The sequence below is a fragment of the Bacteroides sp. MSB163 genome (assembly GCF_036416795.1).
GTDB lineage: Bacteria > Bacteroidota > Bacteroidia > Bacteroidales > Bacteroidaceae > Bacteroides > Bacteroides maternus.
In genome coordinates this window covers 456,035-472,348 of the sequence record NZ_CP143867.1, presented here as the reverse complement: position 1 = coordinate 472,348, position 16,314 = coordinate 456,035, and the positions used below count along the sequence as shown (strand labels likewise).

Annotated in this window: 10 protein-coding genes; 5 read left to right on the top strand and 5 right to left on the bottom strand. The window is 45.9% G+C overall.

Annotated elements, in window-relative coordinates:
* Window position 1: 1 nt before the first annotated feature.
* From VYM24_RS01660 to VYM24_RS01650, 3 genes are all read right to left on the bottom strand, one after another.
* Window positions 2-1,954, bottom strand: coding sequence for an ATP-binding protein (locus VYM24_RS01660; protein ID WP_330941304.1), 1,953 nt, complete (start codon window positions 1,952-1,954; stop codon window positions 2-4).
* Window positions 1,951-3,828 carry a tetratricopeptide repeat-containing sensor histidine kinase gene (locus VYM24_RS01655; RefSeq protein WP_330941303.1) on the bottom strand — a complete coding sequence of 626 codons (1,878 nt, stop codon included), beginning with the start codon at window positions 3,826-3,828 and terminating at the stop codon, window positions 1,951-1,953. The genes VYM24_RS01660 and VYM24_RS01655 overlap by 4 nt, the downstream gene beginning before the upstream one ends.
* Window positions 3,829-3,928: 100 nt before the next feature.
* The gene (locus tag VYM24_RS01650; protein ID WP_291553840.1) at window positions 3,929-5,776 is read right to left on the bottom strand and encodes a DNA polymerase III subunit gamma/tau; all 1,848 of its coding nucleotides are present in this window, start codon (window positions 5,774-5,776) and stop codon (window positions 3,929-3,931) included.
* A gap of 147 nt (window positions 5,777-5,923) precedes the next feature.
* Between VYM24_RS01650 and VYM24_RS01645 the strand changes: the two genes are divergently transcribed.
* Together VYM24_RS01645 and VYM24_RS01640 are read left to right on the top strand one after the other, a co-directional pair.
* Complete coding sequence (locus tag VYM24_RS01645) at window positions 5,924-6,232, top strand: FtsB family cell division protein (RefSeq protein WP_007211125.1); 309 nt, start codon at window positions 5,924-5,926, stop codon at window positions 6,230-6,232.
* Window positions 6,229-6,564 carry a hypothetical protein gene (locus VYM24_RS01640; protein ID WP_291553839.1) on the top strand — a complete coding sequence of 112 codons (336 nt, stop codon included), beginning with the start codon at window positions 6,229-6,231 and terminating at the stop codon, window positions 6,562-6,564. The genes VYM24_RS01645 and VYM24_RS01640 overlap by 4 nt, the downstream gene beginning before the upstream one ends.
* A 2-nt stretch (window positions 6,565-6,566) precedes the next feature.
* On the opposite strand, the gene VYM24_RS01635 is transcribed toward VYM24_RS01640, so the two are convergent.
* The gene (locus tag VYM24_RS01635) at window positions 6,567-8,603 is read right to left on the bottom strand and encodes a patatin-like phospholipase family protein (RefSeq protein ID WP_330941302.1); all 2,037 of its coding nucleotides are present in this window, start codon (window positions 8,601-8,603) and stop codon (window positions 6,567-6,569) included.
* 645 nt (window positions 8,604-9,248) lie between these two features.
* A complete protein-coding gene (locus VYM24_RS01630) occupies window positions 9,249-10,160 on the bottom strand; it encodes an AraC family transcriptional regulator (RefSeq protein ID WP_291555389.1) in 912 nt (303 codons plus the stop codon).
* A 222-nt stretch (window positions 10,161-10,382) separates the two neighbouring features.
* Between VYM24_RS01630 and VYM24_RS01625 the strand changes: the two genes are divergently transcribed.
* The 3 genes from VYM24_RS01625 (at window position 10,383) to VYM24_RS01615 (ending at window position 16,173) form a co-directional block, all read left to right on the top strand.
* On the top strand, window positions 10,383-11,486 hold the full coding sequence (locus tag VYM24_RS01625; RefSeq protein ID WP_060407582.1) for an efflux RND transporter periplasmic adaptor subunit: 1,104 nt from the start codon (window positions 10,383-10,385) through the stop codon (window positions 11,484-11,486).
* A gap of 15 nt (window positions 11,487-11,501) precedes the next feature.
* Window positions 11,502-14,681, top strand: coding sequence for an efflux RND transporter permease subunit (locus tag VYM24_RS01620; protein ID WP_330941301.1), 3,180 nt, complete (start codon window positions 11,502-11,504; stop codon window positions 14,679-14,681).
* 127 nt (window positions 14,682-14,808) lie between these two features.
* Window positions 14,809-16,173, top strand: a complete 1,365-nt coding sequence (locus VYM24_RS01615; protein WP_291555395.1) for an efflux transporter outer membrane subunit — start codon at window positions 14,809-14,811, stop codon at window positions 16,171-16,173.
* The last annotated feature ends 141 nt before the right edge of the window (window positions 16,174-16,314 follow it).

Sequence of the window (16,314 nt, the reverse complement as noted above, 5' to 3'; positions counted from 1 at the left end):
TTTATTCTTTGTAGGAGATACTAAAAGTGATGGGATAGCCATCCTCAGCACTTTCACTTACCATAAAGCTACCACCAAAATGTTCAAATAACAATTGATTGATTTTTAGTCGTATGGAAACTTGCTGGGAGGCAAATGCAGGATCAACTAGCGGACTGTTTGTGATACGGAATATCAGTAATTGATTTTCTTCATCTTTGCTCAGCTGCATCTTCACTTCACGATCGGTATCGTTGGGTACAGGATAAATTAGCATACTCAATACAGCTTGGTTGAAGCGGTTGGCGTCCATTCTAAGCATCTGGTGTTCCACGTCACTTTCCAGTTTGGCATGTATATGTCCGTTACTGTCTCTACGGGCCATATATATCAGGTCGTTGCATATTTCCCGCATTTCGCAATCCAGTATCTGAAATTTCATCATTTTAGCTTCCAGTCGTGAGAGATCAAGTACATCGTTCACCAGTTGAATCAAATCAGCAGAATTTGCCTGAATGATTTCAGAATACTCCAGTTTTTCTTTATCATCCAATCCCATATCTGTAGAGAGCAATTGTGAGAAACCTACCACATTATTCAGTGGAATACGGATATTGTAACTCATGTTTGCAAGGAAGCGGCTTTTTACTTCATTCGCTTCCTCAGCTATTTCACTCAGACGGGCTACTTCTTTCTCGTCTTTCTGCAATCTTTTTCTGCTGAAGTACATGTGGATAACGAAAGCAATCAGTGCCAGCAGGGCAATCCCGATAACGATCAATACAAAATAATGTATCTTTTCTTGTTGCTGTTCTCGTTTCAGCACCAGCTTATCCATATTGTACAAGCTCTGTATTTGCTCCATTTGCGCATTAGACAATCCTCGGTATAGAGAGTCCTTATCACGCATTACTTTCTTGTAGATGTTGATAGCAACCTCCGGATGCCCCATATCCACTAGAATATCTGCTTTCATAGCCATATATAGTATGGCATCCGGGAAAGACATCTGAAGTGTCAGGGTAATGGCATTATCCAATGATTCCAAGGCTTTTTCGTATTCTTTTCGGGCACGATAATATTCTGCATAAGCTTGCAGACGGGATACTCTATACGGCAGGAAGGTGTTAGGGGTATCATATTCATCTGCTTTTTGCAGGTGTTCCCAGGCTTTCTTGAGGTTTCCCGTGCGGACATAGTAAAGGGCGTATTGAGTTTCCATTCCCATATATAGGGCTGAGTATGCATTCTTGAGTGCCGGTGTGGCGGTTATTAAGTCTTGTATCGCTACTTTCATCTGTTCCAGCGAAGCATACATTTTTTCATTATTATGCAGGAATGAATAAGCCAGCACAGCCTTCGACAACAGATTTATTTTATCCATAGGTCTGTCTTGCGGACTCATTAGATGGAATGCCTCTTCCAAGGCCTTTGCACCATCTTCGTAACGTAGTGTGGCAATGTAGCTGGTCATGAGGCATAGACAGGCTTCCCGCATACCATTGCTGTCATTCAGTTTTTTAGCTTTATCATACATGATGTTCGCTTCATGGATGGCAAGTTCTATCTGCTGGTTGATTGTATACATTTCAATCTGTAACTTCTTGGCTTTGAAGTAATCATTGTAATAATTATGTTTCTCTGCCAAAACTTCCATTCTGTTCATCCACTGCGTTACACGTTTCAGATCCAGTTTATTGAAAAAGTAGATGATATGCTCATAGGTGGCAAGACTCTGATAACGCAGGTTGTTTTGCTCCGTAGCCTCTTGCAGCAATTTATTCTCATAATAGAGGAATACCGGTGTCTGTTGGTCCAGGCGGGCAATGTCATGCAGTACATCCAGACGCATAGAGTCGTGCGGCGCAGTGACGTAAATGCGCAATAGGCTGTCTTTAACGGCGCTATTTTGGGCATTGGCGGTGAATAAAATTCCAGTGCCTAATGCCAGTGCTATAATCAGACGCTTTATCATGTGCGACCCTCCTTTTTTTGTGTGCCTTTTGTCTGGCGTATGGGGTGTGTAAATAAGAAACGGGAACCTTCGTCATAGTCCGGATCAATCCATATCCTGCCTCCTATGTGCTCTATAATTAGTTGGCAGATAGACAATCCGAGTCCGCTTCCTTGTGCGTTCTCATCCAACTTCTCGAAACGTTGAAATATATGAGCTTGTTTTTCTTTCGGGATACCGCAACCGGTGTCTGTAACGGAGAATAGAGCCATGTCATCCGATTTTTTTTCCAGTTTCAGTGTGATGGCACCTTCTGCTGTGAACTTAGTTGCATTGATCAGCAGGTTTATCAACACTTGCTGTAACCGGGAATCATCTGTTTCTATTTTCAGTTCTTCCAGTGAGGTTACAAACAGCAGTTCCGCTTGTGTTTGTTTCACTTTACCCACTGTGTCAGTAACATTTCTACAGATAGCTACTGCATCATGTTCTCCAATAGAGAACTGCATCTTACCGAATTCCAGGCTCGACAGGTCAATCACATCATTTATCAGCTTTAATAGAAGTTCAGAGTTCTGTTGAATAATCTCAGTACATTGTAGTCGAGTGGCATCATCCAGTCCTTCTTCGGTCAGCAGTGCAGAAAAACCGGATAAAGCATTGAGAGGGGTACGTATCTCATGGCTCATATTCGACAAGAATACACTTTTTGCGCGCGTTGCACTCTCTGCGTTCCATCGGGACTGTTCCAGATTTCTCTTGGATAGTGCCACTTTCTTTTTCTGTTTTCTTTGCCATACGGCTAACATGGAGATGAAAGCCAATAATCCAAGTCCTATGAAGATGGAAGCAAGTACAATTCTGTTTTCCTGTGCTTTATTCCCCAGTTTCAGTTCATCTATCTGATAGGTTGCTTTCAATGCATTTATTTGGCGGATGTAACTTTTCGAAGCGAGGGTGTCAGTAACGGTATATAACTCCTGATATATCCGGCAAGCCTCATCAAAGCGCCCCAGTAATTTATACAAATATATCTTTTCGGCAGAAATGGAGCGATACTCCAGGGAACGTTTGTTGCCGGAAACCAATTCGAGCAGTTTATTGTAAAGGGCAAGTGCTTCGTCTGCTTTTTGCTTGTCATGATCATCTGCTGCCAATGCACGGTAGCAGGCTGCTGTATAATAGTCGATGGAGAACCCATGGACCGGTTCGTGAGTATGGTTTTGGTATATGGAATCTGCCTTTTGCAGATATCGGAGCGCAGTTTGCTGATCTCCCGAGGAAATATAGTAAGTAGCATTTTCTATGAGTATGGGAATGGCGAGCGGATGTTCGGGCTGCTGTTCCAGAAGCTGGTTCAGGGGATTTACATACGTCATGGCCTCTTCCAGTCGGTTCATCTGTTGCAAAAGAGTGGAGATTTTCACCAGGAGCCGATAAGTTTGCGGATTATTCGGGGATAAGTGGTGCAAGGCATCCAGATAGGAACTTAACGCCTTGTCCTGTATGTAAGAGGCAGTATATGCCTGACCGATGGCTTGATTGGCAAGGGCAATACCGAAGTTGGAGTTCATATCTTTGGCACTTTCGTACATATACCGTGCCCGGTCTACTGCCAGACTGAGGTCGCCTCGCATGATGTATGCACTTACTTGCCATAAGAGTAAGGTGAAATAGGATTCTTCTGTCCGGGGAAATTTCAGAGTAGGAGCCAGTTGATTTGTCCAGGAGATAATGCTGTCTATCGGTGTGTTGGCATCGTAAGGAATTTCTCTGCTGATAAGTGATTGCAATGCAGACAAATGTTCATTGTCTGTACGAGTAGCGTATGTTCTCGTCGCAAAGGAAAAGAGCAAAATAGTAGCCACTGTCGATATAATAGCAATCTTTCTCAAAGTAGAAGATATTTTATTAGTTTATTCGCAAATGTAGTGATAAAACTAAAAAAACAAAATTATTTATTGAATAAATAATGCAATCTTTTACTTATGATTATCAATAAAGCTCCAGACCGAACTCATCTTTCAGTTGTAACAGTGCATTGTTCTTTTGAGCCATCAGTTGAAATTTCTCTACACGACTGTAAGCACGTACCTTTTCAGTGGGGGCACTGACACGGACGGTCATGGTGGCCTTACTGTTTTTCAGCCGTTTACGTAAGTAACCTTGTAAGGTAGGAATCAGGTCGGTAAACTCTTTGGCTGCAATGTCATTTTCTACAACAACTTCGAAAGTAGTCGCATCCAGCATGGTCAGGCGGATTACTTGCATACGTTTGGCAAGAGCAGTCTGCTCCTGTGGCAAGCGACCGGCATATTCCTGCCAATAGTAGTTCACGTCCTTCTCGTTGAAGATGAAATCTTCTTCGGGTTGTACATTCTGCTGAACGGTGGAAACAGTACGTTTCTGTTGCTCTTCGTCTGCCCGCGGATGCTTGATGGAAACACCCAGACCGGACATTTTCATGACCGGTATTTTCTTTTCCTCTTTTCCTTGCGCCATCAATACGGCAGTAGGAGTGGGGCGCATGGTCGTCTGCGAGCTAAAAGCTTGCTGAACTTCCGGCGAGAGAGGGGCAGCCTGGGCTGCGGGAGCTTGTTGTACAGGTCGGGGCTGTGCCGGAGCAGCGGTTGTAGCCGGCTGTTGGGGCATAGCATTTGCGGCCTGTGGCTGCTGAGCGGCGGCAGACTGCGAGAATATGGGTTTGATAGATTGTTTAGGGCCACGCCCACCGCCTGCATCGTCCCCCTCGGCGGTAAGCTGGGCTACCTGAATCAGAGTCAGTTCCACCAGCAAGCGCTTATTTTTGCTGGCACGGTAGTTCAGATCACAATCGTTGCAGAGTTTCATAGCCCGGTAAAGGAAGGGCAACGGACACTTCTGTGCCTGAGACTGGTAACGTTCGCGAATGCTGGCACCTACTTCGAGCAATGCCAGTGTGGCGGGGTCTTTGCTTACCAACAGGTCGCGGAAGTGAGAAGACAGTCCTGTTACAAAGTGACTGGCATCGAATCCTTTATTCAGCACATCATTCAGCAGCAGTAAAGCATCGCTGACCTGGTTTGCCAGAAAATGATCTGTTAGCCGGAAATAATATTCGTAGTCTAGTACATTCAAGTTCTCGATTACGCTCTTATAGCTGATGTGTCCGCCGGTAAAGCTGACCACTTGGTCGAAGATAGACAAGGCATCACGCATACCACCGTCAGCTTTCAGGGCAATCACATTCAGTGCTTCCGGTTCGGCGGTAATTCCTTCCTTCGACGCTACGTATGCCAGATGGGCAACGGTGTCTTCCACACCGATACGGTTAAAATCATAGATTTGGCAGCGGGAAAGGATGGTTGGCAAAATCTTATGCTTCTCCGTAGTAGCCAGAATGAAGATGGCGTGGCGAGGCGGTTCTTCCAGCGTTTTCAGGAAAGCATTGAAAGCCGAGGCAGACAACATGTGTACCTCATCGATGATATATACCTTATATTTACCTATCTGGGGCGGAATGCGTACCTGCTCTACCAGCTGGCGGATATCGTCTACGGAGTTGTTGGACGCGGCATCCAGTTCATGAATATTGTATGAACGCTGTTCGTTGAATGCCGTACATGATTCGCATTGGTTACACGCTTCTCCATCAGCCGTGGGAGTCATACAGTTGATGGTCTTGGCGAAAATACGGGCGCAAGTGGTTTTTCCCACGCCGCGCGGACCGCAGAACAGGTAAGCATGTGCCAGTTTGCCGGTGGCAATGGCATTCTTCAGCGTAGTGGTCAGGGCACGTTGTCCCACTACCGACTCAAAGGTGGTAGGGCGGTATTTTCGTGCCGATACGATATAGTTTTCCATGATTTGGGATATTCTTGTCCGTTACAATTTGTGCAAATGTACACAAAAAAAAGGAATTTCTCAGTTATTCCTCTTATCTTTGTGGGCGAAGAATCTCTCCCGGGCTTCTTTAATAATTAATTCTTTCATTCTTTAATTTGTTTATCAATGGATAAATTAGCGACACTTTGGGCCTTTGTCTGCAGGCGTAAATATCTGATTACGCTTGTGGTGTTTGTGGTTATTGTCGGTTTTCTGGACGAGAACAGCATTGTGCGCCGCATGGGCTATGCGAATGAAATCAGCCGTTTGAATAATGAGATAGAGAAATACCGGGCAGAATATGAAGAGAACACAGAGCGGTTGAATGAACTGGCTGTGGACTCCGGTGCCATCGAACGCATAGCGCGTGAGAAGTACCTGATGAAGAAACCGAATGAGGATATTTACGTATTTGAAGAAGACATCGAAAAATGAAATCCCTGATACCTGCTTTGTTTACTGTAGGCGCTTTGATGGTGCTGTTTGGTGCTGCCGTCTATATTACCGGTTGGGAGCCTGCTCCCTATGTTTATACGATTGGTGCCACTATGGTGGCGTTGGCACAGATCAATTCACCTTCCAAGAGCAATAGAGCCACTGTGAAGCGTCTTCGGCGCCAACAAATATTCGGCGCGTTGCTGCTGGTACTTACGGGTGCATTCATGTTCTTTACTCATGGAAACGAATGGATTGTATGTCTGACGGTTGCTGCTGTACTGGAGCTGTACACAGCTATCCGCATTCCACAGGAGGAGGCGAAAGAATAACGTTAAAACGTAAATCCCACTCCAATATAATATCCCAACTTCTTTGATTGATTGGAATAGTTGAGTTCCGCCTCGATAGGCCCTATGATACTATTGTAGCAATACCCTATACTGCCGCCTGCCAATCCATGTGTATTTGTTCCGCCAAATAGATTCTCTATCTTGTTGGCTATCCGCCCGTAACTGCCCCGAACTATGATATATTGATTCTTGTAAGTTCTTGCCCTGACTCCCAACATTCCTGTCAAGATGGCATCCGGACTTATTTCGATGTGATTGATACCTGTAAAAGGAATCTGTTGTTCCATATACCGTCCCGGTACATTACCGCCCACGAAGTTGGATATGGCCAATGACTGCGTATTCTTCCCAACTACCCTTCCATACACCGATGGTATTATGGTGAACACCCGGTTCGGTGAGAAATATCCGCTCCAATGAGTTTGGAATACGGACACGGGACTGTTCGAACCATACGTCACCATGTTATCTGTATAGAGTCTGTACGCTGCTTCCCATTCCATTCCTTGAGTAGAGAATCGCTGATTATTCAGACTATTGTACATGATACTCGCCTGATAACTGAGCAAAGCCTTGTCACTGGATCTCGTAATGGAAACGTCCGGTCCCGAGGGCCAGTCATGGTAATTGAACTTCTCGAAGTGGATTCCCGCCTTAACAAGCATTTTATACCAGCTCTTCGTGAATCCGACCCAAGCCATGTGATGCACGTAGGTCAGGTTCATCAGTCGCTTACCTTCTTCGTAAAGATTAAAATCATTGTATCCTATCTGATATCCTGTATTTATATTCCAGCTTTTTTGTGGTGAGTAAGTATATTCAAGCCTTCCAAAGGTCCGCTTTCCCAACCGGGTAGTGAGGCTTAATTGCGATTTCTTCTGTACTCCGAAATAACCCCTCGCATTCAATAACAATACTGCCAGTTCTTCATTATCAAACCGTCCTCCAATATTTATCGTATTGACTGGCTTTTCATGGGGAGTGATTTGTGCTACGGAAGGTATCGTATCCAGTATAGCCTGTGTTGGTATTTTGAACGGCCCGGGATATTCCGGCCGGTAATTCGCACGGATACCTATTTCTTTTTTCAGTGCAATCAGCTTACCCCAGTCTTTCATGGCGGCTTCTTTACCTCTGCGCATCAGGGTATCCAATGCCTCGTGGTTGAAGCTTGCCGCTGAATAACCGTCTACATCTACCTGAATATGGATATTGCTGTCCTTTACATTTTTCCTGTAACTCTCTTCTCCCACCAGATTCAGAATTTGCCCGAGTACATTCGACATACTTGTCAGCTCATCCGCTTTCATCAACGGATTTTGTACATCGACTCCGATAATAATTTCCGCTCCCATCTGCCGGGCAATGTCTACGGGATAATTATCCGTCAGTCCGCCGTCCACCAATACCATGCCATTGAGATAAACAGGGGCGAATACTCCCGGAATGGACATACTGGCGCGCATGGCAGTTGCCAGAATACCGTTGTGGAAAACGACTTTGCTGCCATTCACGATGTTGTCCGATACACAGGCGAATGGAATAGGCATCCGGTTGAAAGAAATTGAGTCGTGATATCCCACTGTCAGTTCGGAGAGTAGCCGGGAGATATTTCTTCCTTTAATAATTCCGGCATCGGATACATGTGCCGATTTCCCTGCAATTGGTACAGACAACAGATATTGTTCTTCTCTTAGCTTTTCGCTCAGCAGTGTGGTTTCCGGATCAAGGGCATCGGAAAGCAGATATTTCCAGTCTTGTGCATTGACAATGCTGTCCAGTTGTTGCGGGGTGTAGCCTATGGAGTACAGGCCGCCCACGATGGCGCCCATACTGGTGCCCACTACATAGTCTATCGGAATACCGGCTTCCTCTATCACTTTCAGTGCTCCAATGTGCGCTACTCCTTTGGCGCCGCCGCCACTCAATACTATTCCTACTTTCTTACGATTCTGTGCTCCGAGCGTACAGGCAGAAAACAATACTATAATTAATAAGGACAAGGATTTATATTTCATAATCGGGGATTGTTACTAATTGTTCAGATAAGTAACAAATAAAGTGGGCAAATAGATTCAATAAAAGCTGTTTTACTTCATAACGGAAAAAGCTCTTATTCGTTTCTTTTAGGAGTGTTATGAATTAATCCACCACAGAGTCTCACAGAGTTTAATCAAATTGAAATCAAAAGAATAGAACTCCGTGATACTCTGTGTTACTCTGTGGTGAAAACTCATTTCTTTTCGGTTTTGAGGTAAATATTTATTTAGTGAGTCGTATCCAAGTCCGCATCGGGGGATGCTCCCATAATAACAGAGGTACATTCCCATAACGACTGAACCTATTTCCCATAACGACAGAAAGCATTTCCCATAACGACTGAATGAGCGTTCCACTACGACTGAGCAAGGTGGAACACCAACCATTCATCCAGTCAGCGACTTACGTATTCCTTCATGAGGCTGACTTAGCTCTGGTTTTACGCGTTTCTGACGGGTTTTGAATGAAGTGCTGATTTATTTTTTAGACGCGGATGACGCGGATGACGCAGATTTTTTATTTATTGATGTGACAGCGCAGCCTTTAAATCCGTGTCATTTGCGTCTAAGAGATTGAATACATAGGCTAAAATCATTTATCTCATTTCTATACCGAAATGAAAATTATTCCTCTTTTGTGCTCCGATAGCGAATGGGTGATGTCCCCAAGTGTCCTTTAACGTATTTCCCGAAGAAAGATTGATTTGGGAAGTTGAATTCTTCCGCAATCTCTTTGATAGACTTGTCCGAATGCTTCAGTCGGTATTTGATGTGCTCTATCGCAGTCTCATTTATCAAATCCAGAGGAGCCCTCCCGCATGCCTGCTTGATGACTTTCGAAAAGTGTTTGGGCGTATAGCAAAGTGCATCGGCAAAGTAAGTTACTGAGCGGTGCATACCATTGTCTTTCGACAGCAGTTCCATGAACTTCCGTAGAATATGGTCGGCCTGCTTGATGCCCTCTTTCGATAGTTTGGCTTTCTCCGAATCGGCGATTTCTTTGTTGAGGTAACCCATCATTTCGCAAAAGATAGCGGCAAACAGATGCTGCACCACCGCTTTATGATAACAATGGGGTTCATCGTTAATTTTCGCCAGGATTAAGTCTCCATAGTGTTTAAAAATGGTGTTATTACTTTCCCTGTTCACAGATTTCACCGGATTGTTGTGGATATGGATGGCAGTATCCCACGTATCTTTTTCTATTTTGAGGATACGTTGCAGGAATCGGGTGGAGAATCCCGCAAGCCTTATCTTATATTTAGGACTCATCAATGTGTGTCCGATAATGGTGTTGGGAAGGCCAAGCAGTAAGTCGCCCGGCTGTAGCTGGTAAGTCCGGTTATTGACATCCAGTTGTATGCACCCCTCTATACAAACGGCAATAAGGAAACATTCCAGTCTGACAACCTCATTACTATAAGGTATTCCATCCAGACTGTTGACTATAGCAAAGTCATCATCTATATAGTCAAGAATATGCTGACTGTTCTTAAAGTCTTCTATGGTTACGGTCTTAATGTTCTCTTTTTCCATATTATTTCATTTTTCTTTTTGCAAAGTTGGTAAATTATGGGGAAAACAGGATGTCCTATTATCCTTTAATATTGTTCTATATGATGCTTATTGATAATTAGTTAGCTTTAAAAGTGACAAATAATGAAAATGGGACATTCTTGGGGGAAAATTGATCACTATGGCTTTGTTCCTTTCTCCTACATTTGTCCCAGTTTTAATAAAAAGACAATTAGAGTAAGTATGATTACAGTGAACAAAAAATGGTTACGGCTGATAGGGATTGTCGGTTGTACAGTGTGGATGGCATCTTGCAAACAGGCAACGGATGCGGGAGTGAAACCTTCTTATGCAATAATGGAAGTAAAAGCGGCGGATAAAGAGCTTTCCACTTCGTATTCGGCCACTATCCGTGGACGGCAGGACATTGACATCTATCCGCAAGTGTCGGGTACTATCGAAAAACTGTGCGTGACTGAAGGGCAGACGGTGCGCCGTGGACAGTTGCTTTTCGTTATCGATCAGATTCCCTACAGGGCTGCGCTCAAGACTGCCGTTGCTAATGTGGAAGCCGCACGTGCTGCAATGGCGACTGCCGAACTCACCTACAACAGCAATAAAGAGTTGTATGCACAGAAAGTGGTTTCAGAGTTCAGTCTGAAAACGGCTGAGAATACCTATCTCACCGCCAAAGCACAGCTGACGCAGGCCGAAGCCCAGGAAGTGAACGCACGCAACAATCTTTCCTATACTGAGGTGAAAAGCCCCAGTGACGGAGTAGTGGGTGCATTACCCTATCGCGTGGGTGCATTGGTAGGTGCCAACCTGCCGTATCCATTGACTACGGTCAGTGACAATTCGGACATGTATGTCTATTTTTCCATGACTGAGAATCAGTTACTTGCCCTTACACGCCAGTATGGTAGCATGGATGAAGCTCTGAAGAACATGCCGGAAGTGGAACTGATACTGAATGATAATTCGGTATATAATAAGAAAGGTGTCATAGAATCCATTAGTGGAGTTATCGACCGTCAGACGGGCACTGTAATGGCACGCGTGGTATTTCCTAACGAATCACGCCTGCTTCATAGCGGAGCATCCGGTACGGTAGTGGTGCCCAGCATCTATAAGGATTGCATTGCCATTCCGCAGGGAGCCACTGTGCAGATGCAGGACAAAGTTGTGGTATATAAGGTAGTGGACGGCAAAGCAGTCTCTACACTGATCACTGTAGCCGGAATAAGCGACGGGCGCGAATATGTGGTGCTCAGCGGATTACAATCCGGTGATGAAATTATATCGGAAGGTGCCGGATTAATGCGCGAGGGCACACAAGTAAAATAAGAAGGGAGACAAATTATGAAAGGAAATGTATTTATAAAGCGGCCGGTGATGGCTATCTCCATCTCCGTGCTGATTCTGGTCATAGGGCTTATTTCGCTCCTTACGCTGCCGGTAGAGCAGTATCCGGACATTGCACCTCCCACAGTATATGTAAGTGCCCAGTATACGGGTGCCGATGCCGAGGCGGTAATGAATAGCGTCATCATGCCGCTGGAAGAGAGTATCAATGGTGTGGAGAATATGATGTATATCACTTCTACGGCATCCAACTCCGGCCTTGCTATTATACAGGTCTACTTCAAGCAAGGTACGGACCCGGACATGGCGGCAGTGAATGTGCAGAACCGTGTAGCTAAGGCACAGGGTTTACTGCCGGCCGAGGTAACCAAAATCGGTGTAAGTACGCAGAAGCGTCAGACCAGTTTCCTCCAGATTGGTGCTTTGGTCTGCAACGACGGGCGTTATGATCAGACGTTCCTTGCCAATTATCTGGACATCAATGTACTGCCTCAAATCAAACGTGTAGAGGGGGTAGGGGATGTAATGGAATTGGGTGATACGTACAGTATGCGTATCTGGTTGAAGCCGGAACGGATGGCACAATACGCACTGGTTCCTTCGGATATTACTGCCGTGCTGGGTGAGCAGAACATTGAAGCTCCTACCGGTTCGCTGGGTGAGAGTTCGAAGAATGTCTTCCAGTTCACCATGAAGTATCGCGGACGGTTGAAGAGTGTGGAAGAGTTCCAGAATACGGTGATCCGTTCGCAGAAAGACGGCTCTGTACTCCGCCTGAAAGATGTGGCCGACGTACAATTGGGTACGATGACTTATAGCTTCCGCAGTGAGATGGATAGCAAACCGGCGGTTCTTTACATGGTATTCCAGACGGCAGGTTCCAATGCAACCGCTGTGAATAAGGAAATTACTGCCCAGATGAAGCAGATGGAAAAGAGTCTGCCGGAGGGAACAGAGTTCGTCACGATGATGAGCTCCAACGACTTCCTTTTCGCATCTATCCACAATGTGGTAGAAACATTAATCATCGCTATTATCCTGGTTATCTTGGTGGTGTATTTCTTCTTGCAGGACTTGAAGAGTACACTCATCCCGTCCATATCCATCATAGTGTCGCTGGTAGGTACGTTTGCCTGCCTGGTGGCTGCGGGATTCAGTCTGAACATCCTGACACTGTTTGCACTGGTGCTTGCCATTGGTACGGTGGTAGACGATGCCATTGTGGTGGTGGAAGCGGTGCAGTCCAAATTTGATGCCGGATACAAATCTTCTTATCTCGCTACCAAAGATGCGATGGGCGATGTGACGATGGCTATCATTTCCTGTACCTGTGTATTCATGGCAGTGTTTATTCCTGTAACATTTATGGGAGGAACTTCCGGTGTATTCTATACACAGTTCGGTATCACGATGGCAACTGCTGTCGGTATTTCCATGATTTCGGCTTTGACGCTATGCCCGGCTTTGTGTGCTATCATGATGCGCCCGTCGGACGGGACCAAGAGTGCCAAGAGTATTAATGGACGGGTACGCGCAGCTTACAATGCCTCGTTCAATGCCGTGCTGGGTAAATATAAGAAAGGTGTGATGTTCTTCATCCGCCACCGCTGGATGGTATGGACTTCATTGATAGCCGCTATCGCGTTGTTGGTTTATCTGATGAGCACTACCAAAACGGGACTTGTTCCTCAGGAAGACCAGGGTGTCATCATGGTGAACGTCAGTATCTCACCGGGAAGCACGCTTGATGAAACAACGAAGGTAATGGATAAACTGGAAGATATCCTCCGGGATACGCCCGAAATAGAACATTATGCCCGCGTAGCAGGCTATGGACTTATATCCGGTCAGGGAACCTCTTATGGTACAATCATTGTGCGTTTAAAGGACTGGAGCGAACGAAAAGGAAAGGATCACAGTTCGGATGCTGTGGTTACCCGCCTCAATGGACAGTTCTATGGTATTAAGGAAGCGCAGATATTCAGTTTCCAGCCTGCTATGATTCCGGGGTATGGTATGGGTAACTCCCTCGAACTGAACCTTCAGGACAAGACGGGTGGCGATATGGAAACATTCTACCAGTCGGTAATGCAGTTCCTCGGTGCGTTGAATCAGCGTCCGGAAGTAGCTATGGCTTACACGGCATATGCCATTAATTTCCCGCAGGTATCAGTAGAAGTGGATGCGGCTAAATGTAAGCGTGCCGGTATTTCTCCGGGAGCAGTGCTCGATGCATTGGGCAGCTATTGCGGTGGTGCGTACATTTCCAACTATAACCAGTTCGGTAAAGTATACCGCGTGATGATGCAGGCTTCGCCTGAATACCGCTTGGACGAGCAGTCTCTGGACAATATGTTTGTACGGAATGGTACGGAAATGGCTCCGGTGAGTCAGTTCGTAACACTGAAGAAAGTGTTGGGACCGGAAACTACCAATCGTTTCAACCTGTATAGCTCTATCTCTGCCAATGTAAATCCTGCCGAAGGTTACTCGTCCGGTGAAGTGCAGAAGGTGATTGAAGAGGTAGCCGAACAGACTTTGCCTACGGGCTACGGATATGAATATGGTGGTATGGCACGTGAAGAAGCAAGTAGCGGTGGCGCACAGACTATTTTCATCTATGCCATTTGTGTATTCCTTATCTATCTGATTCTGGCATGTCTTTACGAAAGTTTCCTTGTGCCGTTTGCCGTTATTTTCTCCGTACCGTTCGGATTGATGGGATCGTTCCTGTTTGCCAAGTTGCTCGGGCTGGAGAATAACATTTACCTGCAAACAGGTGTGATTATGTTGATTGGCTTGCTGGCCAAGACGGCTATCCTGATTACGGAATACGCCATAGAGCGTCGCCGTAAAGGAATGGGTATCGTGGAATCTGCTTATTCTGCCGCGCAGGTCCGCTTGCGTCCTATCCTGATGACAGTATTGACAATGATTTTTGGTATGCTTCCGTTGATGTTCTCTTCCGGTGCGGGTGCCAATGGTAACAGTTCGCTGGGTGCGGGTGTTGTAGGAGGTATGCTTGTAGGTACACTGGCATTGCTGTTCGTAGTACCTGTCTTTTATATCATCTTTGAATTCTTGCAGGAGAAGATTCGTCCACCGATGGAGGAAGAAGCAGACGTACAAGTGTTGCTTGAGAAGGAGAAGAGCGAAGCTGAACGGGGTAATAAATAAAAGGAGGAATGATGTATCAAGGATATATATTTTGGGTAGAGCAATTGATAGCATATTGCATTGCCGCTATTTTATGGTGCATTATTGATAAAATCAATTCTAGGAAACATATTAAAGATACTGAAGAATGAAAAAGCAAATCATCACATTAGTTGTCACCGGCCTGCTGCTGAGCAGTTGTGGCATCTATACTAAATACGAGCCCGTTACTTCCGTCCCCGACCAGCTTTATGGCGGGGAAGTAGTGGCCGAAGACACCGCCAGTCTGGGCAATATGGATTGGCGGGAACTCTTCACTGATCCTTATCTGCAATCCCTCATTGAACTGGGATTGCAGGCCAATACTGATTATCAGTCTGCCCAGCTTCGTGTAGAGGAAGCACAGGCAACACTGATGTCTGCCAAACTTGCTTTCCTGCCTGCCTTTGCTCTTGCTCCGCAGGGAACCGTGAGTAGCTTTGATACGCAAAAGGCAACGCAAACTTATTCGTTGCCCGTCACTGCCAGTTGGGAGTTGGATGTCTTCGGCCGTATGCGCAATGCCAAGAAACAGGCGCAAGCTCTTTATGCTCAAAGTGAGGATTATCGTCAGGCTGTCCGTACCCAACTGATAGCTGGGATAGCCAATACCTATTATACGCTGCTGATGCTCGACGAGCAACTTGCCATTTCCCGGCAAACGGAAGAAGCGTGGAAAGAAACCGTGGCGTCTACTCGTGCCCTGATGAATGCCGGAATGGCGAATGAATCGGCCGTATCGCAGATGGAGGCGACGTACTATCAGGTACAGGGTTCCGTGCTCGACTTGAGGAAGCAAATTAACCAGGCAGAGAACAGTCTTGCCCTTCTGTTGGCTGAAACACCCCGTCATTATGAACGTGGTAGTCTGGCACAGCAGCAGTTCCCCGCCGACTTTTCGGTAGGTATTCCGGTGCAGATGCTTTCCGGTCGTCCCGATGTCCGCAGTGCCGAGCGTTCACTCGAAACAGCGTTCTATGGTACCAATAAGGCCCGTTCGGCTTTCTATCCCTCCATTACTTTAAGTGGAAGTGCCGGCTGGACGAACTCTGCCGGTGTGATGATACTCAATCCGGGCAAGTTTCTGGCATCTGCTGTGGGATCGTTGACGCAACCGCTCTTCAACCGCGGACAGGTAGTTGCCCAGTATCGCATTGCCCGTGCACAGCAGGAAGAAGCCGCACTTGGCTTCCAGCAAACCTTGCTCAATGCAGGCAGCGAGGTGAACGATGCTTTAACGGCTTATCAGACCAGTCAGGGCAAGAAACTTCTGTTGGATAAACAGGTCGCTTCTTTACAAACCGCCCTGAGAAGTACTTCCTTGTTGATGGAGCATGGCAATACCACTTATCTGGAAGTACTCACAGCCCGGCAGACATTACTTAGCGCACAATTGTCGCAGACTGCTAATCATTTTACCGAAATACAAAGCTTAATTAACCTATTCCAAGCGTTGGGAGGCGGACAGAATTAAAACTGTATCATACTCTCTTTCTGTTACTTTACTTCAATGAAAGGAGAGCTGCCCGGGAGGTGTTCCGTGGCAGCTCTTTTCTTGTACTAGTGATGAAATCTCGCTTTTGGTTCAGTTCTTTTACCTCCTGGAAATTCATCA